This window comes from Phormidium sp. CCY1219, assembly GCF_035615515.1.
Lineage (GTDB): Bacteria > Cyanobacteriota > Cyanobacteriia > Cyanobacteriales > Laspinemataceae > CCY1219.
Genome location: NZ_JAJENT010000650.1, coordinates 12,334 through 33,232 on the forward strand (window position 1 = coordinate 12,334; position 20,899 = coordinate 33,232).

A 20,899-nucleotide genomic window follows, 5' to 3' on the forward strand; every position below is an offset into this window, starting at 1 on the left:
GCCAATCGAACGCGCCTGGGACAGTCGGTGGCTGGGGTGCGGTGGGGGAAGGCGCTTTTCCACAGAAGGGGCAAAGCGTCGCCCCGGTTGAAACTGGGAGTTTAGTCCGACGAAGAAGAAGAACCGCCGCGTCGGCGTCCCCGAGAGCGAGAGCGAGTGGAGATGTCGTATTCAAGGACCGCACCAATGGCAAACAACACGCCACTAAACACCCAAAACACTTCTAGCAAACTGCCGCTTTGGTAGTCTGCCACGCGGGATTCGGCATATTTAAACCACATATCGGCAATGTAAAGGGAAAAGGTAGCTGCCGCAATCATCCGCCAAGACTGGGAGAAGCGTCCGCCCCAGAAAGCCAACAACAAAGCGGTGGCCAAAATCAGGAGCAACACATCCATCACCACGTAAAACAAGCCGACATATTTCGAGTAGGGGGACAAGAAGTTATCGATCGCCTTAGCCACTCCATATCCCGGCACCGAGGACTCTTGCTCTGCTGCTACGGGGGGAGCTTGAGCGGCGGGAGTTTCGGCGGTGGTGGGTGCGGGAGCCACTTCTTCGATGGGGGTAGGGGGCACGGCTTGTTGCAGGTCGGCGTTAGGGGGAATGGAGAGCCACCAGGCGAAGGCTCCCCCGGCGAGGGCGATCGCCACCAACACGCCCCACTGCCACAGTTCCAGATTCAGTTTCCGGGAAGAAACCGCCAGCACCATGCCGATGGTCAGGGCCACATAGGTGGTGGCATAGAACAGATCTCCGAGGGACACATCCGGGTCGAGACCCCAGTACAGTTCCCACAGACCGAAGAGCACGCCGCCTAAGAAATAGCCAATCATGCCGATCCCGATCGCCAACCAGACATTGCGTCCGCTGACAATCTGAGTGGATTTCCAATTTCTAAAACACAAAATCGCTGCTGCTAGGAATGCAATCCACTCGAAAATATAGGTCCCAATCGAGTACCACAAGGGCAACTCGGCATCGGGGGAGTGAGGAATGCTAAACAGCAGAAAAAATAACAGGGCTAAGACAGCCCAGGTAATCCCGCTAACGACAAGGGTCCGCGCTGAGAATAACGGTTGAGAAGGGGTAAACTTTTCTGAGCTTGTTCGCATAAGAATCGCCAAATCGGTAACTGGGCATCGGAGTTTTTGTCAACAACTTTCTTTAAAATGCAAGAGCTGAAAGATTTTGATAACGTGCCGACTGTCTCCAAACCCCTGGGGGGGGGTGGCTCCCCGGCTAGGAGGTAGACCACAAATCGCCCAGGGGAGACTGGTTGAGCCAGTCGATAAACTGCTTGCGTTCGTTGGCTGGCATATCTTCTAAGATATCGATGGCTCGCTCGACGAAACTGGTATTGCCAAAATAGTCTTTCCCCAAACGATGCAGTTCTTGCAATAAGGTATTCAGGTGATGTTCTTGCCAAGGGGGCATTTTGACTCCCCCCAGGGGATCCACCTCCAGCCAATTTTTCACTGCATCTGGAGTATCGGCTTGTGGGAATTTCCATTTTTTAAAGATCTCGGCGATCTCTTTTTGAAAAGACCCTGCCTGTCGATTGCCGAGCAAATCTTCTATATCGAAGAACACCGCTTGAAGCATTAAGAGAGAAGCTTGAGTAAACAGAGGCGCTGCAGCCACTCCCCCTTGCGGGTCATCGGCGATCTGTTCGAGACGGATTTTGCCCCAAACGCTGTAGCGATCTGTTTCTTCAAGCAGGACGCAAGCTTTCCCACGGTTATCGGTTAAATCCCTCCAAAAGGCTCTTGCTTCTTCCGCCTGTTGAGCGCTGAACACGTTTATTAAGCGAAAGGTCTGACCTTGATAGTTCAGAATCGGTACTTGCTGACCCGTTTTCGGGTGCTGAAGACCCGTGATTTCAACATCCTGACGTTTCAGAATAAACATGACGCTGCCAATAGAGTTCTCGTGGCCTGTGGGTGCGGTGGGTGTTCGATGGAAATGACGCTTGCTAGAATTTAGACATCAGTCTGCTTGGTGTCAAGCTTGGGTTAAACTGGGCAAGGCACGCGATGGTCAGCGGACTCGCGCTGCTTGTGGCAACGCGCTCAGCAAGCGCTCATTTTCCGGACGAGGCATTCAACGCCGCGATCGATACCTATCTTACTCTATGCTTTATCAATAAATTTTCCCAACTTGTGATTCCCTGGCTCAAATGGTGGCCACAAGTCCGCCAGTGAGTGCGGGGGTTGGGTGAAAAGCAATTTGTCCGCCAGGGCGGGCGATCGCCACTTTAGCCCTGGCTATCTGTCGGTGCCTTGCCTGGGAAACACAACCGGGGCAGGCCACCCCGCTGCGTTCTTCCCTCGCCAACCTCTGGATGCTGATGACCTTAATGTTAATTTATCCTCTAAGCTCCCCGCCAGTTGCCTGATTTCTCCCCTGAAAAATAATCTTGACAAATTCTTGGCCAAACAGCCGTCTTTTTTGATACGATATAGAAATGTCCGGTGGCTGTAGCATTTTTGGCCGGGGCTTCCCTCTCAATCGGCGGGAACGACTCTGAGCCGCCACGCCGGATTCCCTTGCAGTTTGGGTGCGTAACTCAGCTGGATAGAGTAGCGAACTTCTAATTCGTTGGTCGCAGGTTCGAGTCCTGCCGCACCCGTCGAGTCTTTTACCCGCTTTCTTCCCGTCACGGTTTTTCCCGAGGGCGGCGGGTTGCCAATGGCTTGCATGCCCTATCTACGCCCTCTGGAAAGGGTTTCTTGCCCTCTCAACAAAAAAGACGCGCCGCAGCGCGTCTTCTCGAAAAGCCCGTGACGAGGATTGAACTCGTGACCTCACCCTTACCAAGGGTGCGCTCTACCACTGAGCTACACGGGCAATTTTATTTGATTGTGGTGGGCCGGGCTGGATTTGAACCAGCGTAGGCATAGCCAGCGGATTTACAGTCCGCCCCCATTAACCACTCGGGCACCGACCCGTTTTTGTCCACAATTATTAATGGTAGCACAAGCAACTGGAATGTCAACCCTTTTTTTAAATTTTTTTTGCCGATGCCCAATCCTCGGGGTTGGCTGCCGAGTTTCAAGGGGCTGAAACCCTTACTCGGTTGGGGTTTAGCTGCGCGAATTTCGGCGAGGGCGCGCGCCACCTTGGGGGGAGGTGCCGCCACTGCGACGGTTGAAGCGCATGGGAAAATCGCTTTCGTCGTAGATTTCGCCCACCAGTTCTTCTAGGATATCCTCTAAGGTCAGCAACCCAACGGTGCCCCCATATTCATCCACCACGATCGCGATATGCAAGCGCTGCTGCAACATTTCTTTGAGCAGATCCGCTACGCGCTTGGTCTCCGGAACGTACACCGGCGGATCCATCGCCACCGTCACCGGGGCATTGTCGATTTCTTCTTTTTGATAGGCTCTTAATTGCTGAATGGCGCGTTTCAGGTGAACCACGCCGACGATGCGGTCTTTGGATTCTTCCTGTACGGGAATCCGAGAATAGCCGGTGTCCAAACACAGGTCTACTAAATCCTGTAATGTCGCTTCATGGGAAATGGTTCGCATTTCGATGCGGGGTTTGACCACTTCCCGGGCGCTGAGACTGTCTAGCATCAGGGCTTTGTTGAGCAGTTGATGCTTATATAAATCTAACTGACCTCGCCCGCCGAGGATGTCAATCATCAGTTCGAGGTCTTTTAAGGAGGATTCTCCCTGCTGTACGGCGCTTCCCTGGAGGAGGCGAATGACGCGCTGGGTAATTAGTTCTAAAAACTGGACGATGCCGAGAATCGAAAGTAGGCGCGAGAGCCAGTAAATGGGACTAACTGCGAGTTTAAAATAGGGAATGACGTTGTTAATGGCTAAAGATTTTGGGGTGATTTCGCCAAAAATCAGCACCAGAAAGGTGACGACGGCGGTGGCGACTCCCAAGCCGGCATTGCCCAACCAGATGGCAAATAGGTTGCTGGTCAAAATGGCGGAAAAGTTATTGACCAGGTTGTTGCCCACCAGGAGGGTGGTGATAAACCGGGTGCGTCTTTGCAGCACCAAGGTAAAGATGCGGGTGGGGTCTCCTTGTTCTTTGATGAGCGATCGCAGTTTGAGATTGTCTAGGGCGGTAATCGCTGTTTCTGCCCCGGAGAAGAATCCCGACAGGATCATCATCAAAACCAATACCCCAATATCGAGCCAAATATTTCCCAATAGGGGGCTGATTTCCGAGACGGCGAACAGATAACTCTCAAGAGGTGAAGAAATCACGGTGGCGCTGCAGGCGAGTAGAACAGGGGTCAATCGAGGGCGATCGCGGCGATCGCGCCTCGCGAGGGTTTTAGATCGAAATAAGCTGAAACTGCTTGGGGATTGGCAGTTTCAGCTTGGGGCGTGCCAAGGTGCGGCACAACTGCGGTATTGCGGCGGGATATTCGCCGAGCTTTGAGGGCGCGGAGAATCTGTTGGATTAGTTAAAGGCGTAGGCAGATTGCAGTGCCCACCAAAGCAGAAAGCTAATCCCACCTAAAATTAGTACCGATGAGAGCGCGATCGCCAAGGGGCTATCGGCTCCTTTGAATTTCATAATTCCACGATTTAAGTCTGACATGGCGCATTGTCGATCCTTATTCAGCCATATAATTTAATCATAGCTGGCTCCCTTCTGGTGGGGGATGACGAACCTGACTTGTCAAATCCGGTGGACTTTTTTATCCCTCCCAGATTTCCCCCCCTCTACACCGAAGCAATTTTCCCGACTTGGATGGTGGATTGGACAATTTTATCATAAGGCCACTGACATGCCTTTAGAAAAATTGGCAATTGAGAATTGGAAATTGGAAATTGGAAATATTGAAAATGGAGGCGGGAGGGTGGGTAGGGCAGATTCTCGCCAGCCATCCACAGGGGAATGAAATGCCCCGGGTGCGGGGTAGGGGGCAGATTCGCCGACCCTTAGCAAATCGGAGTGGGAGAAGATTGTGGTTTTTGCGGAAAAAAAATTAAGAATTGGCGGATCGAATGTTAAGCTAGGTAAAGACAACGTTCGTTCGTGAAGCCGCAAGGCGCGCGCTGGAGGAGATAGAGGATACAGAGAGGCTCGATGGCGGGAACGGATTGCCATTGACAGCATGAGGACCGAAGCGGGCTATACTGTAGTTTAATAAACATAACAACGTTAGTCGGAGCAGAATTGCTCGACCGGGAGAACCATTAGAATAAGTCAAACCAAGATTAACTGCATGGGCAACAAGCCAACGATTGCAATTTCTCATCTGGGCTGCGAGAAAAATCGCATTGATAGCGAACACATGCTGGGTCTGCTAGCACAAGCAGGCTACGCAGTGGATACCGATGAAGAATTAGCAGATTACGTCATCGTCAATACCTGTAGTTTTATCCAAGCGGCCCGAGAAGAATCCGTTCGCACCCTGGTAGAATTAGCGGAGGCGGAGAAGAAGATTGTCATTACTGGCTGCATGGCGCAACACTTCCAAGAGCAGCTATTAGAAGAATTACCGGAAGCGGTAGCGCTGGTGGGCACAGGGGACTATAACAAAATCGTAGAAGTCATCGAACGGGTGGAAACCGGGGAAAGAGTCAAGGAGGTTTCAGCGGAACCGACTTACATCGCCGACGAGACCACGCCGCGCTACCGGACGACCACCGAAGGGGTGGCGTACCTTCGGGTAGCGGAGGGATGCGATTATCGCTGCGCGTTTTGTATTATTCCACATTTAAGAGGAAATCAGCGATCGCGTCCGATCGAGTCGATTGTGGCGGAAGCGAAACAATTGGCCTCAGAAGGGGTGCAAGAAATAATCTTAATTTCGCAAATCACCACGAACTATGGGGTAGACATTTACGGAGAACCGAAATTAGCGGAATTGCTGCGCGCCCTAGGAGAGGTGGACGTGCCGTGGATCCGGATTCATTATGCCTATCCCACGGGGTTGACGCCGAAAGTGATGGCGGCGATTCGGGAAACGCCCAACGTGTTGCCATATTTGGATTTACCCTTGCAACACTCCCATCCGGAAGTGCTGCGACGGATGAATCGTCCTTGGCAAGCGGGGGTAAATGATAGTATTATAGAGAAGATTAAAACAGCGCTACCGGATGCGGTATTGCGAACCACCTTTATTGTTGGGTTCCCAGGCGAGACGGACGAGCACTTCGAGCATTTGCTGCAGTTCGTTCGGCGTCATGAATTTGACCATGTGGGTGTCTTCACGTTTTCCCCAGAAGAGGGAACCCCCGCGTACAATCTGCCGAACCAACTGTCGCCAGACGTGATGGAGGCTCGTCGGGATATCCTGATGCAAGCGCAACAGCCGATTTCTTGGAAAAAAAATCAAGCGCAAATCTCAAAAGTGGTCGATGTATCGATCGAGCAACACAACCCAGCTACGGGAGAATCAATCGGGCGATCGGCGCGATTTGCCCCAGAAGTGGATGGGGTCGTGTACGTTCGGGGAAACGTTCGATTAGGATCGATGGTGCCAGTGGCGATCGATGATGCAGATGTTTACGACCTGTACGGTCATGTTGCCACAGCAGCAGACCTAGTGCAAAGACAACCCGCGCGGATGCTCTAACGCCTGAGAAGGTCAGGGGCAACCGAGAAGGGTGTGAACCATCAAAACCGTCTTTGACAGAAGCCAAAGCAATTGAATGCGATTTTAAAAGACTGTTAAAGACAAGCTCGCAAGGCACCTTCACCGCTGTCAATCAGCCGTGAGTGCGGTGCGAGTGGAAAAGAAAGTTAGCGATCGTTGCGATACCGAATTCGGAGAAAGCAACGAAAAGTAACACAGACAATCTGCTGATGTCAATCAGTATAAATACCATATCTAGTTTGATGAGCTACATGGAAAGTTTACGCGCTCTGTACCCCGAACAACTGACCTCTTGCAATATGTAGCTTCAAAAAAAGAGAAATGGTATTCGCTGCTTCAAAGCAGCTCCAAAACTCAGACGTTTGTAGGAGAATAAATGACAGTTACATTTGAAAGTCTTGGGATTTCAGAAGCTCGCGTAACACACTTAGAAAAAAAAGGGTTTGTAGAACCCACAGAAATTCAAAAAGAGGCAATCCCCAAACTCCTGGCGGGGGAAGATGTGGGAGGACAAGCACAAACCGGTACCGGGAAAACGGCGGCGTTTTCTCTGCCAATCCTGGAGCAGATCGATATCGAGAACCGGGAAGTGCAAGCCCTGATCCTGACCCCGACGCGGGAACTGGCGATGCAGGTGTGTAATGCGATGCGGGATTTGAATGGCGATCGCCGCTTGCGGGTGTTCGCCGTGTACGGTGGGTCTTCCATCGAGCGCCAGATTCAGCGATTGGAACGCGGCGTCCAGATTGTGGTAGGAACGCCGGGACGAGTGCTAGACCTGCTCAATCGGGATAAACTCAACCTGGATAGCCTGACCCATTTGGTCCTGGATGAAGCCGACGAAATGCTGAGCATGGGCTTTATCGATGACGTGGAAAAAATCCTGGCGAAAGCGCCCACCGAGCGTCAGACGGCCTTTTTCTCCGCCACGATGGATGCGTCGATTCGCAAATTGATGCAGAAATTCATGCGCGATCCGGTGACGGTGAAAATCGAGCAACGGAAAGCAGCGCCCAAACAGATCGAGCAACGGGTGTACATGGTGCCCCGGGGCTGGTCGAAATCGCGATCGCTGCTGCCCATTCTCGAATTAGAAGAACCGGAAGCGGCGATCGTCTTCGTCCGCACCCGACGGTCCGCCGCCGAACTGACCAGCCAACTGCAAGGGGCAGGTCACAGTGTGGATGAATACCACGGCGACTTGAACCAGTCCCAGCGGGAACGCTTGATCTCTCGCTTCCGCAAACAACAGGTGCGCTGGATCGTGGCCACGGATATCGCCGCCCGAGGGTTGGATGTGGACCACCTGACCCATGTGATTAACTACGACTTGCCCGATCACGTGGAAAGCTACGTCCACCGGATCGGACGCACCGGTCGTGCCGGTCGCGAAGGGATCGCCATCTCCCTGATTCAGCCGTTCGATCGCCGCAAACTGCAGCAAATCGAGCGTCACATGCGCCAAAATCTGAAAATCAGCTCGATTCCCACCCGGGCGCAAATCGAGGCAAGGCATCTGGAAAAACTGCAAACTCAGGTGCGCGAAGCCCTCAGCGGCGAACGTCTGGCCTCCTTCTTGCCGATTGTGGCACAGTTGAGCGAAGAATACGACCCGCACACGATCGCGGCGGCGGCGTTGCAAATGGCCTACGATGGTACGCGACCCAACTGGGCGAACGAGTACGACGAAGATCCGCCGCAAGAATACTACGATCGCAAAGGACCTCGCCGCAACTCTCGGCGCTCCTCGCGTCCCACGCCGAAACCGATCAAACGCTCCAAAAAATCGAAGGTCTCTTCGCGCGAAGCGATCGGCGATCGGCAATAGAGGACTCGAGCATCCGCGATCGGCCCAGGGGAACCCGTACTTCCCCGGGCAACGATCCCCCCAGTAGAGAGGCTCGATACCGCATTTCTAGATCAAAACCCAATTAACCTCAGTCGGTTTGCAGCAACACTGCAGCCGACTATTTTTTTGAGCCGCAGCGATCGTATGTGCAACTCAGGGGGTATTCCTCTTTCCCCCCAGGGGGGAACGCCCTCCCGGAGGCTCCACTGAGCTGACGCTCTAGAGTGGCGATCGCAACGCTTGCAGATAAGATATCCTATTTGTATCGTTCTTTATTCCCGGTGAATTTATGAACAGAATTCATGCCAGAGGAATCATCCGGGGAACCTGGAGGAGCGCGATCGCCCTCGAATTTGCGATCGTTCTCACCCTCCCCTTACCCACAGGAGCGCAAATCGTTCCCGATCGCACCCTGCCCGCCAATTCCATTGTCACCCCAGAGGGGACAACAGTTGTCATCACCGGCGGCACTTCATCGGGGAGCAATTTGTTTCACAGTTTCAAAGAGTTTAACGTTCCCACCAATCACAGCGCATGGTTCGATAACAGCTTACAAATTCAAACGATTTTCACCCGCGTGACCGGCGCAAATGTTTCTAACATTAATGGCGTAATTCAAGCCAACGGTACGGCCAACTTATTCCTCCTCAACCCCAATGGAATTATTTTCGGTCCCAACGCCGCATTAAATATCGGCGGTTCCTTTCTCGGAACCACCGCCAATACGGTTGTGTTTGCCGATGGTAGCGAATTCCGGGCGGGAGACGCGCAAACCGACACTCCCCTGCTCACGGTCAGCATTCCGGTGGGACTGCAGTATGGAAACAATGTAGCGGGAATTGAAATAGCCGGGGCGAACTTGCAGGTGCCAGGGGGAGAAACCTTGGCTCTGGCGGGGGGAGATATCGCGATCGCGGGAGGAAACCTGGTGGCGGTGGGGGGTAATATAACACTTGCTGCCTCGGGTTCCTCTACCAATATTATGGTAAGTGAGAAGCATTCATTGCAGCTCGGAGAGGGCGAACGCAGAGATATCGCTCTGGCCGATAGAGTTACCCTCACAACAATTGCCGATGGCGGCGGCGAAATCTCACTTCAAGGTAGAAATATCGAGATGGCGAGCGGCAGTCAGGCGATCGCCGGCATCCAGAGCCTTTCCCAGACGCCGAACGCCCGCGCCGGGAACATCACCGTGGATGCCACGGGAACCTTGACCCTGGGAGCATCCAGCGCGATCGCCAATCAACTGGGCTATAACGCCCTGGGCACCGGCGGCGACATCGAACTGCGGGCACGGTCTCTCTCCATGCGCGATGGAGCGCAGGTGAGCAACCTCACTTACGGACGCGGCAATGCGGGTCGCGTCTCGGTGCGAGTCGGGGAAGCCGTCGAACTCACTGGCACGGGAACCGGGATATTTAGTAACGTGATGCGCGGCACGTCCAACACTATCCCTTATACGGGAATTGGCAATAGCGGCGGTATCGATATCCAGGCGCGATCGCTCTCCCTTGGCGATGGCGCTCAATTGCAGTCGAACTCTGCCGGCGAAGGTAATCCCGGGTTAGTCTCCCTGCGGGTGAACGATACCGTCACCCTTTCCGGCGCGGGGACGGCAATATTCGGGAATGTGACCGGCGCGGGGGTTGGCGATAGTGAGGGAATCGAGATTGAAGCGCGATCGCTGAATATGAGCGATGGGGCACAACTGATTTCCAGCAACCGGGGAAATGGCAATGCGGGGAAAATTGTCGTGCGATCGCAAGGCACCGTAGCGCTGCGCGGCAGGGATACGGGGATTTTAAACAATGTGTTGTTAGGCAACAGTGGCGGCATCGAGATTCAGGCCGGCACTCTATCTCTCGTCGCGGGGGCACAATTGCAAGCGATCGCCTCCGGACCGGCAACCGCAGGCGCGATCGCCGTGCAAGCGCAGGAGTCGGTATCCTTATCCGGTGCGGAAACCGGGATTTTCAGTACCGTTGGCGAAAATTCCGTGGGGGGAAATAGTGGCGGAATTGCCATTGAAGCGCGATCGCTGAGTATGAGCGATGGGGCACAGGCGATCGCCGCCACCTTCGGCGAAGGGAATGCGGGGGCGGTAGCGGTGCAAGTGCGAGAGGATATGGCCATCTCGGGGGTTGGTACTGCGATTTTCAGCAGTATCGGTCCGAGTGAGAGAAGTGCCAGTGGCAATAGCGGGGGGATTACCTTGGGCGGGCGATCGCTCTCGCTGACCGATAGCGCGCAAATCACCGCCAGTATCTTCGACGGGGAACGGGGAAATGCAGGCAGCATCTCGATTGCAATGCAAGAGTCCATTGCCCTGGAAGGGAGCGATCGGCGGCAAACTCCCACTCCCAATACGGAAGCGTTTCCCGTCTCACCTGTCATGCCGGTGAGCTTGGTGGAGGATCTGGAGATACAAATCGGACCTCCTGGGATACCAACGCCGACACCAACGCCGACACCCACACCAACGCCGACACCCACACCGCCGCCCCTCCCGTCAAGGTTAGGTCGCGAAGGTGCGAGTACGGGGATTTTTACGACGGTGGAAACCGATGCTGTGGGCAATGCGGGGGATATCGAACTGCAAGGGAACCGATTATCGGCGATCGAGGGGGCGCAGGTGCAAACGCTTACCCGAGGTGAGGGCAATTCTGGCGACATTCGCGTGAGGGTGTCTGAGGCGAGACTGGATGGGGTGAATGCCTTGGGGGATTTTAGCGGTTTGGCCAGTACGGTAGAATCCACGGCGGTGGGCAATGCGGGGGATATTGCTCTGGCGGCGGATGTGCTAAGCGTGACCAATGGCGCGGGCATCCAAGCGCTAACCCGGGGTGAGGGGGCATCGGGGAACATTGAGGTGCAAGTGAGAAGACGGGTGACGCTGGCGGGAACTGATGGGGAGGGGGGTTTTTCCAGCGGTTTGTTTACCAGTACGGAGGAGAATGCCAGGGGTGCTGGGGGACTGTTGCGTGTGAGAACGGAGGCGCTGGAAATTTTGGATGGGGCAGTGTTGAGCGCCCGATCGACCACGGCGTTTTCCAGCGGTGAGATTGTGGTGAATGCCGGCGGGGTGGAGTTGCGCGATCGCGCTCAAATTGTGACTAGCGCCACTGGGACTGGGGCGGCGGGTAGCATTGTCATACAGGCGGGCGATCGCCTGAGTTTGTCCGATGGGGCGTCGCTTTCGGCGGAAACGGCAAGTGGCGATCGGGGTAATATTGCGATCGCTACTGCGGATCTGGCGTTACGCAATAACAGTCAAATTACCACGAATGCTACGGGAAGGGCAACTGGGGGGAATATCGCGATCGCCACTGAGAATTTAGTGGCCCTGAACAATAGCGATATTAGTGCGAATGCGGAACAAGCGTCTGGGGGTCAAGTGATTGTCAGCGCAGAAGGGATTTTTGGCGCGCAGAGTCGGCGGGAAGGGTCTCCTTTCACTAGCGATATTACGGCAACTTCTGCGAATGGGCCGCAATTCGATGGGGTGGTGGAGATTAATACCCCTGATGTGAATCCGACGGTGGGGTTAGTGCAGTTGTCGGAAAATGTGGTGGATGTGACGCGCTTGGTGGCACAAGAATGTCGCGATCGCCAGTATCGGCAAAATTCCTTTGTGCTCTCGGGAAGCGGTGGTTTGCCCCCCAGTCCTAACGATGCGATCGCGCCGCGCAGACCGATGGTAGACCTCGGCGATCGGGGTTCCTCTGCTGAAAATCCCCAGTCTGAGACTCCGGAAACGGGGGAAGATGCCGCCAACTCGCACTATTCTGCCCCAAGTGTGATTGAGGCGCGCGGATGGCGACTCAACGCCAAAGGTCAAGTGGTGCTAACTGCCGGTTCGCCCACTCCCACACCACCGCCCGGGTTGTTCCCCCCGGTGAATTGTAACAGCCCTTTCCGCCAGTGAATGGAGCGATATTCGGGTGCATTTTACCACAAAAATGGGGTGGATATTATATCAAAAAAAGCCTTCCAGGGTGCGGGGGTTTTTTGTATTTATTCCTTTCGAGAGAGTTGGCAGCGATCGCATCTATTTCCGCAGTGCGATCGCTGCAGAAGCGTTTTTTTGTTAACTTTAATTAAGAAATGTAAAGCGGTTTTGCAACTGAGTTTGTAAAACTGCGTTTTCGATGAAGTTGTCAACAGGTCTTATATGAGTTTTACGAATATTAATACTGTAGCGGAAGCAAAAGAAATTTTTCAACGGTTGAGCATCGATAATCAACTGGCCTTTTTGTGGTTCGTCTACACCAAAATTGGGAAATCCGTTACCCCAGCAGCGCCCGGGGCGGCGGGTAGCGAAATTGCCGGCAAACTCTTCAATCGCGTGAAGCAATTATCCCATGAAGAACAACTGCAGGTTCAGCGCGATATTGCCAATCGCAAGAGCACGGAGTTCAGTCGCGAGTACGGTTCCTTGAGTCCGGAAACAAAATTGGCGTTCTGGTACTATTTGGCCCAAGGAATGGAAGCAGGAACCATCATTCCCATGCCAGAAAATTACCAACTGCCTACAGAAGGAACCAACTTGTTAGGGGAAGTCGAAGCGATGGACTTTAACGACCAAATCGACTTCTTGCGCGACTCCGTACTGGAAATGGGTGCCCCACCGGCACAAGGCGCGCGAGTGTAGAGATTGCTCTAACTCCTAGCGGACTATAACATTTTAAAGTCTCGCCCCGCTAATTGTCAAGCAATTGGCGGGGTTAATTTGCAAACATGGGATGAGTAGGGTTAGGGTTGGCAACGATCGCCCTAATCTTTTATCTTTTACAATAAGATGAAGTTGAAGCAGGGAGAATCTTTTCATGCATGAAGAAGAACCACAAGAGATTTGGTATCAAAAACGCTTTTTTAAACTGGCGCTCATTTTTGTGCTGCCCGCGATCGCCCTGGGGCTATATTTTTTAACCACCTGGTTTGCTATGCGAAAACCCCATACCGACCCCCCACCTCCCGGAGAAGAAGTTTTGGAAAATTCGAGGGTTTAAATCCGAGGTCTTTGATGTGGGGGGAAGATGTCAAAGGGGAAATGCGATCGCCGGATAGGAGCAGATTCAAGGGCAAAAAACGCTTTTCCCCTGCAGTGTGGCGAGAAGGCGGGAAAGGGTGTTGGTGCGCTGGTTGGATTGACTCCCAATTGCGCAAGACTTGCCGATCTAATTCCCAATTGGCCAATTTGCTTGTATGTTGGAAAAGGAATTGGATAGGAATTGCGATCGATGAGACGTCTCAGAGCACTCAACCCCTGGAGTAATATGTGGCAAAATCTGCGCTTTGCGTTATCTGCGTTTCAGTATAGCGGTAAAGCAGTGGGGTTAGTTTGGAGTACGAACCGCACCCTGACGATAATTTTGGCAGTGTTTACAGTGGCGGGGGGATTGTTACCCGCAGCGATCGCCTATCTCGGTAAGTTAATTGTAGATAGCGTGGTGGCGGCGTCGCAGACGGGGGGAAAAGCAGGAATGGCGCTGGCGTATGTGGGACTAGAAGCGATCGCGGTGACGTTGCTGACCTTTTCTCAGCGCGGGTTGAGCGTTTCGCAATCGTTGTTGCGGGTACTGTTGGGACAGCAAGTGAATGAATTGATTTTACAAAAAGCACTCACACTGTCTCTGTCTCATTTTGAAGATTCCGAATTTTACGATAAAATGACTCGCGCGCGGCGAGAAGCATCCAATCGACCCTTGAGTTTTGTCAATCGCACGTTTACGCTGGTGCAAGACGTCCTCGCATTGGTGACTTATGGCGGGTTGTTGTTACAATTTTCCCTGTGGGCGGTAGTGGTGCTGGCGATCGCGGCAATTCCGCAATTTATCGCCGAAACCCGGTTTGCGGGGGCAGCATTTCGCTTATTTCGCTGGCGATCGCCGGAAACGAGACAGCAAACCTATCTCGAAACTTTAATCGCCCGGGAAGACTACGCAAAAGAGGTGCAATTATATCAACTCGGTCGCGTCTTTCTCAACCGCTATCGCCAGATTTTCCATCGATTGTATCGCCAAGACCGCAATCTTACCTTGCGGCGAGGGTTTTGGGGATATTTGCTCGGATTGTTTAGTACCGCCGCCTTTTACGCGACCTATGCGTGGATTGCCATCGAAGCGATCGCGGGTCGAATTACCCTCGGGGATATGACCATGTATTTAATGGTGTTTCGTCAGGGACAAACCACCTTTTCGGGGGCACTCAGCGCGATCGGGGGCATGTACGAAGACAACCTTTACCTCTCCAATCTCTACGAATTTCTCGAACAAGACGTTTCTCAATCCCAAGGAACTGCCCAACGCGGCACAATTCCCCAGGATGGCGTCCGTTTCGAGAACGTTTCCTTTACCTATCCCGGCGCAACCCAACCCGCTTTAACCCACATTTCTTTCCACTTGAAACCAGGAGAAAAACTCGCCTTAGTCGGAAAAAATGGGTCGGGAAAAACCACGCTCATCAAACTGTTAACCCGCCTTTACGAACCCACAGAAGGACGCATTCTCCTGGATGGATTAGACTTGCGCCACTGGGATATCGAGGTGCTGCGCCGCCGAATAGGCGTGATTTTTCAAGATTTCGTCCGCTATCAATTCATCGTCGGCGAAAATGTGGGCGTGGGGGATGTAGAACATTTGGAAAACTACCAGCGCTGGAAAATTGCCACTGAAAAAGGCATGGCAAAACCGTTTATAGAAACCCTACCGGAGGGGTTTTATACCCAATTAGGACGCTGGTTTAAATCCGGTACCGAACTCTCCGGCGGTCAGTGGCAAAAAATCGCCCTATCGCGGGCTTTTATGCGAAAAAAAGCGGATATTTTAGTCCTGGACGAACCCACAGCAGCAATGGATGCTGAAGCGGAATTACAAATTTTTGAGCGGTTTAGAACCCTGACGCAACATCAAATGGTGCTGCTAATTTCTCATCGTTTTTCTACGGTGAGAATGGCAGATAAAATTGTGGTTTTGGAAGGAGGGAAAGCTATCGAAGAAGGAACCCATCAAGAGTTATTGCAAGCTAAAGGACGGTATGCCACTTTATTTTCAATTCAGGCATCGGGCTATCAATAAAGGGAAAACAGGATGGTTGTTAACCGTAAAAAAATATCCCTAAATTTGCTTAATATTGAGTCAATAGGAAATTTCATCAAACCCTAAAAAATAGTTGTGCAAAAATACTCTATTTGGGACGGTTTATGGTTCTGTGAGTGCAGTCGCGGTTCCCGCGATCGCTTGTCCCTGTGCCACTTCAAATTTCCCGGATTCAGTTGGGGTTTGAGCGGATATCCTCTCTCTGGCCGCATCTCGATCGCAAAAATAGGAGTTTTGGCAATAGTCAGAGCATTTTTTGCCAATTTAGACCGTTAGAATGGAGATATTATAGCGCGATCGTACAGTCTTGGCTTTGCCCGATGCACCGCCGAAGTCTTTGATGTTTTCTTCGTTATTGCAATCCCGTCCACTTGCTTGTCACAACTTTTATACCCATGTTCCGCGCAAGGTTGAAAGTGATTCCTCGATGGATCTTGCTCGTCCCCCACTAACTTCTCAATTGGTATAGAGATTGTTACAGTACAATTGCGCCAATGCAGATTGCCAATTGTAAGCGAATGAGCGATCGCCCTTTGACCCTCTTTTTACCCCATATTTTGCTAAAAAGGTCGTTAATTATAAACTAAATCCGTCATTTTGTCCACTCTCTCGCCTTTACCCCTCAAAAAATTAATGCGTCATACGCCCTTGTGCCCGGGAGAATCCCCCCCATCTCTCTCCACTCTTTGAACGGTTTGATAGGGGTTTTGGCGATTGAAGTGACATTTTTTCCTAATTTAGTCAAAATAAGGGCATCATATCTCCACTATACTTTTTTTGCGTTTCGGTGTCAAGCCCCGAAAGTATTGATTTTTCGTTCCTTATTGCAATCGTTCGCAATTATTTTTTTACAATTCTTTACGGCTTTTCCGAATAAGTTCAAAATTTTCAATCTATTTTCAGTTTTTTTGCTGGTAAACTTATCAATTAGCCGTAAAATATTGTGATACTGCAATCGGCTTTATGCAGATTGCCAACTGTAAGCGAATGACCGATAAGATGCGATCGCGTGAGTTATTCATTCAATCTATAAACCATAGATTGTCAAATCTCTCATCCTTTAACCCCAATATTGCTAATCCTCAATATCGGGGAATTTAGGATTAGAACTCTGCTGACCAAACCGAGTACAAAATTTCCCTTTCTCCTTGCGGAGTGGCTTGAATTGGGTCAACGGTTATCATCTCGCATCCGGCAGTATTGGAAATCATAGCTCGCATGCCATAAGCAGCAGCAATTCCCACCACTTGATTCTCCCCCGCGCATCCTTGGTTCCAACTGACTGTAAAGAGTCTCGAACTAAAATCCGCAGGAACGGATAAGAGGAAATTGTCATAAGCAGCATAAGACCCAAGCTGACCGGAAATCCTCGCTTCGTTGCGATCGGCAAAAATTGCCGCAGAACTGCCCCCGACAAACAACGTACCATTTTCATCCGCCGCGATCGCTCTCGGTACGATAGTATTTCCCTTGCCATTACTGCGCCGCGACAAGTGAAACTGCCCCTTTTCAATTTCCCCCGTTGTCGGTTGGAGTCTAGCATAATAGGTGATATGATTCGATGCCGTATTATAAGGATGATTGTAAGCATCGAAAATTACATTCGGCGCATCGCGGGATAAATCTTGCGGGTGATAGCGAAAAATCGTATTTCCCCCAGCGCTTTCAGCAGCGAAATAGAGCATTCCGTCTGCACCAATCATCACGCGATCGCCTCGGGTATCTGCACAAGAAGAATTCCCCCCATGTGCCTCCGCATGAGTCCAATCGTAATTCCGCCAATTCAGATTTCCCGCATAATCGTAACTGCGAATAAATGCTACCTGCAATTGGCGACATCCGCCCCCATCTTTTTGACTGTACCCCGTCACGATAATCGAATTCGTTTCGCTATCCAGCGCCAAATCTTCCACAAAACTACCGGAAACCGAAAATTCTCCCAGCAGTGCGCCACTTAGGTCAAAAACCGATATTTTTTTCCGAAACAGCGCCGCCACCGTACCATCATTTCCCACCGCCACTCGCCGACCATTACTCGCTTTTGCCCCACCCCCTTCTCCTAATGGCATATGCCACAAAATACCCTGTGCTTGCGAGTCTAATAATGCTACCCCAAAATCCCCCACAGCAGCAATATTTCCCGAATTCTGATGAATCGCTAAATCGTCGATAATATTTCCCAGACGAGTTAGAGATAAAATCCTTTTGCCCGTAGAATCGGTTCGCAGAATCGCCCCATCACCACCGCCGAGTAAATTAATCGGAGTTTTACCAAAATTGTTCCCCGGAATCCTGCCACTCAGGACAATTGTTTTATCCGGCGCAATCGCGATCGCCCCCGCAATATCATCTTCAGAACCACCGAGATAAGAGGCGGTAGACACCTCTAAATTATTGTTCCCTTGCGCTTGTGCCAATTGGCGATCGCTCATCAATTGAATATCCTCCCCTAAAGTCCCGACAATCCCCACTACCAAACCTACAGAACAAGCAGATAAAATAAACCCGCGCCAAGACAACTGCATGAAAACCCTCCCTAACTTAGAGTAAATTTCGTTGGCTGTGGCGCGATCGCAGTTTTTACTGGACTGAGAACTTTATCAAATCCTTCTTAACCTCGCTTTTCCCCGAATAATCCAGAAACCCACTCAACAACTCACCCCCATGAGTACCGCAATAAAGCGCCATTCGCTCATCGGCCATTTCTATCGTACAATAAGAGAAGCACTGGTGAATTGACAGCAACGCGCTATGCGAAAAAAATCCTTTCCGCTTGTTGGTTGCGTATTCCTTTATGTTAATTCTCAATTTCTCCTTGAACAGCAAAGTGACTCCCATCCGTTAAACATGTTTCAAGAAACGCGCAGGCGCTTAGCCATTTGGTATGCCACCGTAACCGCCGTGTTGCTGCTGGTATTTGCTACCGGATTTTACACTTACGTGCGGAGTACCTTAATCGAACGAATAGACGATACCCTCAAGCATGTGGTGGAAGTGGTAGAAAGGTCTTTAGCTATCGAAGAAGACCCTATCACTCATCAATACACCGTTAACTTAGTAGCGAGTTTCCGCAACAATGCCGAAACTGTAGAAGACGACCACATCGACTTAGAATGGTTTAGTCCCACCGGCGAATTGCTCTGGTCTACTTTATGGGAACCGTTGGACATTCCCCTACATCCAAAGCGCAGTGGCGAAACCGTAGAATTAGCTAAAGGTCAGTTATTGCGACAAGTGACCGATCGCGTAAAAATCAAAGAGCAAGTGGTGGGTTATTTGCGCGTCAGTCATCCCTGGTTTGAAGTGACCAAACCGATTCGTCAGTTAATTGTAGATTTAAGTATTGGCAGTACCTTAATGGCAATTGGCGTCGGCGCGATTGGCTGGTTGCTCTCGGGATTAGCGATCGCCCCGGTGAAAGACTCATACCAGCGCTTAAAGCAATTTACCTCCGACGCATCCCACGAACTTAGAAACCCGATTGCTACCATTCAAACCAACGTGCAAGTTGCTTTAGCAGATCCGGACTTCAATTCCTCCATCCACCGCCAACAATTGCAACTGGTAGAACGATTAACCCGGCGCATGGGGCGATTGGTAGACGATTTGCTATTTCTGGCGCGACAAGATAGCGGAATGGTAAAACCCAGTTGGCAATCCGTAGCGTTAGATGCAGTGGTAATGGAAGTTATTGAAGAACAAGCAGCGATCGCCGCCGAAAAAAAGATTGACTTATCCTTCGATATCGTCGAACCTTCCTTCCCACCCCAATCCAGCGAAGCGGGCGTACTCGAATCGCGCCAATCTGACAATCCCTTCGCGATGCAAGGAGACTGGAATCAGTTAGCGCGATTAGTGACTAATTTGATTGGCAATGCATTGCAATATACCCCCAATGCCGGCACCGTTGAGGTAAAATTGTACTGTTCCCGAATTTTATATCGTCAGAAAACTTGCACCGCCTTGCAACTACAAGTAAAAGATAATGGGATTGGTATTCCCTTAGAATCCCTATCCCAGATTTTCGATCGCTTTTATCGTGTCGATCCAGCAAGAAGTCACCCCCACGAGCGATCGCCCCAACGCGAATCCAGCGGATCCGGTTTGGGATTAGCTATCGCCCAGGCGATCGTGCAAAACCATCACGGTCAAATTCGCGTCGAAAGTCAACCGAACCTCGGCACAACCGTCACCGTCACCCTTCCCACCTGCCAACCAGAACAGGCAAAAAAATAGGGAAGTCCTATGGTATTGCGGTTCTCAAATAAATGTGGTAGGATGCAGAGAGTAGTTCAAGCGCCTAATTATAAGATGAAAGCTTATTCCAGAGATTTACAAAAAAATCATAGATGCCTATAAAAGAGAAAAAATTTCTCAATTTGACCTGGCTTTAGGATTTGGAGTATCTCAAAGTTTTGTCAGTAAACTTTTAAAGCAGTATCGAGAAACAGGAGAAATAGCACCAAAGCCTTTTAGCGGAGGGGTCAAACTTAAATTGCGACCGCAGGAACTAGAAATTTTGGCAGAATTAATAGAACAGAACAATGACGCTACTTTAGAGGAACTCTGCGAGCTACTTAAAGAAAAAACTGGGATTGGAATTAGTCGAGTGACAATGGGGAGGATGACTAAAAAGCTAAATTTTACTTGGAAAAGAAAAACCACTCATCCAACAGAAAAAGAAAGTGAAAGAGTCCAAAAATTAAGAAGAGAATTTTGGAATGAAATTCGCTCGGTTCCAGTCAGAGACTTAGGGTTCATCGATGAAGTGGGCGTAAAGGCTTTTATCAGGTTAAATGGTCGCGCAAAAAAAGGTCAAAGAGCCAGAGGAAAACGTCCTCAAAAGCGAAGAAAAAATGTTTCCAGTATTGGGGCAATTAGTCATCAAAGTATTTTAGCTTACATTAACCTATGAGGAGCAGCAGATGGGTTTATTTTTGAAGCATTTGTTGTGAATAAGCTAGTGCCAAAGCTTTGGAATGGCGCTCATGTAGTCCTCGACAATAGTACCATACATAAAGGAGAAGAGGTTGAAAAAGCAATCGAGCAAGTTGGAGCCAAACTAGTATTTTTACCTCCTTACTCTCCGGAGTTTAATCCGATTGAGAACTGCTGGTCTAAAGTGAAATCTAGTCTAAGGTCTCTGAAGCCCAGAACTTATCAAGAATTACAATCAGCTATGGAAAAAGCTTTGGCGACGGTTTCGGAAAAAGACCTAAAAAACTGGTTCATACATTGTTGTTATGGTATTACAGTTATTTGAGAAGCGCTATATATCGAGGTTCTGCACAGCGTTAGAAAACGGAAAATTGTTCCCCCAAGGGGTTGACAAAGGGATTGAGGATGGGCTATCTTGAAGTTAAAGGGGGAATT

At 50.9% G+C, this 20,899-nt stretch carries 14 protein-coding genes, 3 tRNA genes and 1 pseudogene; 11 read left to right on the forward strand and 7 right to left on the reverse strand.

What is annotated here, in order from left to right:
* Window positions 1-101 precede the first annotated feature (101 nt).
* Window positions 102-1,115 carry a hypothetical protein gene (locus tag LKK83_RS18700; RefSeq protein WP_324632793.1) on the reverse strand — a complete coding sequence of 338 codons (1,014 nt, stop codon included), beginning with the start codon at window positions 1,113-1,115 and terminating at the stop codon, window positions 102-104.
* A gap of 127 nt (window positions 1,116-1,242) precedes the next feature.
* Entirely contained in the window at window positions 1,243-1,911 is a 669-nt protein-coding gene (locus LKK83_RS18705) for an Npun_F0813 family protein (protein ID WP_324632794.1), read from the reverse strand.
* A gap of 61 nt (window positions 1,912-1,972) precedes the next feature.
* Between LKK83_RS18705 and LKK83_RS18710 the strand changes: the two genes are divergently transcribed.
* Complete coding sequence (locus LKK83_RS18710; RefSeq protein ID WP_324632796.1) at window positions 1,973-2,149, forward strand: hypothetical protein; 177 nt, start codon at window positions 1,973-1,975, stop codon at window positions 2,147-2,149.
* A 409-nt stretch (window positions 2,150-2,558) separates the two neighbouring features.
* Window positions 2,559-2,632 (forward strand) — tRNA-Arg (locus LKK83_RS18715).
* Between the two features lie 146 nt (window positions 2,633-2,778).
* Here the strand turns inward: LKK83_RS18715 and LKK83_RS18720 are convergent.
* The 4 genes from LKK83_RS18720 to LKK83_RS18735 form a co-directional block, all read right to left on the reverse strand.
* A tRNA-Thr gene (locus LKK83_RS18720) sits at window positions 2,779-2,850 on the reverse strand.
* 15 nt (window positions 2,851-2,865) lie between these two features.
* Window positions 2,866-2,950: transfer RNA gene (locus LKK83_RS18725), tRNA-Tyr, on the reverse strand.
* Between the two features lie 136 nt (window positions 2,951-3,086).
* Window positions 3,087-4,265: a hemolysin family protein gene (locus tag LKK83_RS18730; protein WP_324632797.1), complete on the reverse strand. Its 1,179-nt coding sequence runs from the start codon at window positions 4,263-4,265 to the stop codon at window positions 3,087-3,089.
* Between the two features lie 166 nt (window positions 4,266-4,431).
* Entirely contained in the window at window positions 4,432-4,572 is a 141-nt protein-coding gene (locus LKK83_RS18735) for a hypothetical protein (RefSeq protein WP_324632798.1), read from the reverse strand.
* 631 nt (window positions 4,573-5,203) lie between these two features.
* Here LKK83_RS18735 and rimO point away from each other — a divergent pair.
* The 7 genes from rimO (at window position 5,204) to LKK83_RS18770 (ending at window position 15,505) form a co-directional block, all read left to right on the forward strand.
* A complete protein-coding gene (gene rimO, locus LKK83_RS18740) occupies window positions 5,204-6,559 on the forward strand; it encodes a 30S ribosomal protein S12 methylthiotransferase RimO (protein WP_324632799.1) in 1,356 nt (451 codons plus the stop codon).
* 397 nt (window positions 6,560-6,956) lie between these two features.
* Window positions 6,957-8,408, forward strand: coding sequence for a DEAD/DEAH box helicase (locus LKK83_RS18745; RefSeq protein ID WP_324632800.1), 1,452 nt, complete (start codon window positions 6,957-6,959; stop codon window positions 8,406-8,408).
* Between the two features lie 310 nt (window positions 8,409-8,718).
* Window positions 8,719-12,354, forward strand: a complete 3,636-nt coding sequence (locus LKK83_RS18750; protein ID WP_324632801.1) for a two-partner secretion domain-containing protein — start codon at window positions 8,719-8,721, stop codon at window positions 12,352-12,354.
* Window positions 12,355-12,370: 16 nt separating this feature from the next.
* Window positions 12,371-12,520: a hypothetical protein gene (locus LKK83_RS18755; RefSeq protein WP_324632802.1), complete on the forward strand. Its 150-nt coding sequence runs from the start codon at window positions 12,371-12,373 to the stop codon at window positions 12,518-12,520.
* A gap of 80 nt (window positions 12,521-12,600) precedes the next feature.
* Window positions 12,601-13,080: an orange carotenoid protein N-terminal domain-containing protein gene (locus LKK83_RS18760; RefSeq protein ID WP_324632803.1), complete on the forward strand. Its 480-nt coding sequence runs from the start codon at window positions 12,601-12,603 to the stop codon at window positions 13,078-13,080.
* Window positions 13,081-13,255: 175 nt separating this feature from the next.
* Window positions 13,256-13,438 (forward strand): hypothetical protein, encoded by a 183-nt coding sequence (locus LKK83_RS18765; protein WP_324632804.1) that lies wholly within the window; start codon window positions 13,256-13,258, stop codon window positions 13,436-13,438.
* Window positions 13,439-13,669: 231 nt separating this feature from the next.
* Window positions 13,670-15,505, forward strand: coding sequence for an ABC transporter ATP-binding protein (locus LKK83_RS18770; RefSeq protein WP_324632805.1), 1,836 nt, complete (start codon window positions 13,670-13,672; stop codon window positions 15,503-15,505).
* A 1,124-nt stretch (window positions 15,506-16,629) separates the two neighbouring features.
* Here the strand turns inward: LKK83_RS18770 and LKK83_RS18775 are convergent.
* Entirely contained in the window at window positions 16,630-18,051 is a 1,422-nt protein-coding gene (locus tag LKK83_RS18775; RefSeq protein WP_324632806.1) for a hypothetical protein, read from the reverse strand.
* Window positions 18,052-18,373: 322 nt separating this feature from the next.
* On the opposite strand from LKK83_RS18775, the gene LKK83_RS18780 reads away from it, so the two are divergent.
* A complete protein-coding gene (locus LKK83_RS18780) occupies window positions 18,374-19,762 on the forward strand; it encodes a sensor histidine kinase (protein ID WP_324632807.1) in 1,389 nt (462 codons plus the stop codon).
* Between the two features lie 75 nt (window positions 19,763-19,837).
* Window positions 19,838-20,789, forward strand: a pseudogene (locus tag LKK83_RS18785) (IS630 family transposase).
* The last annotated feature ends 110 nt before the right edge of the window (window positions 20,790-20,899 follow it).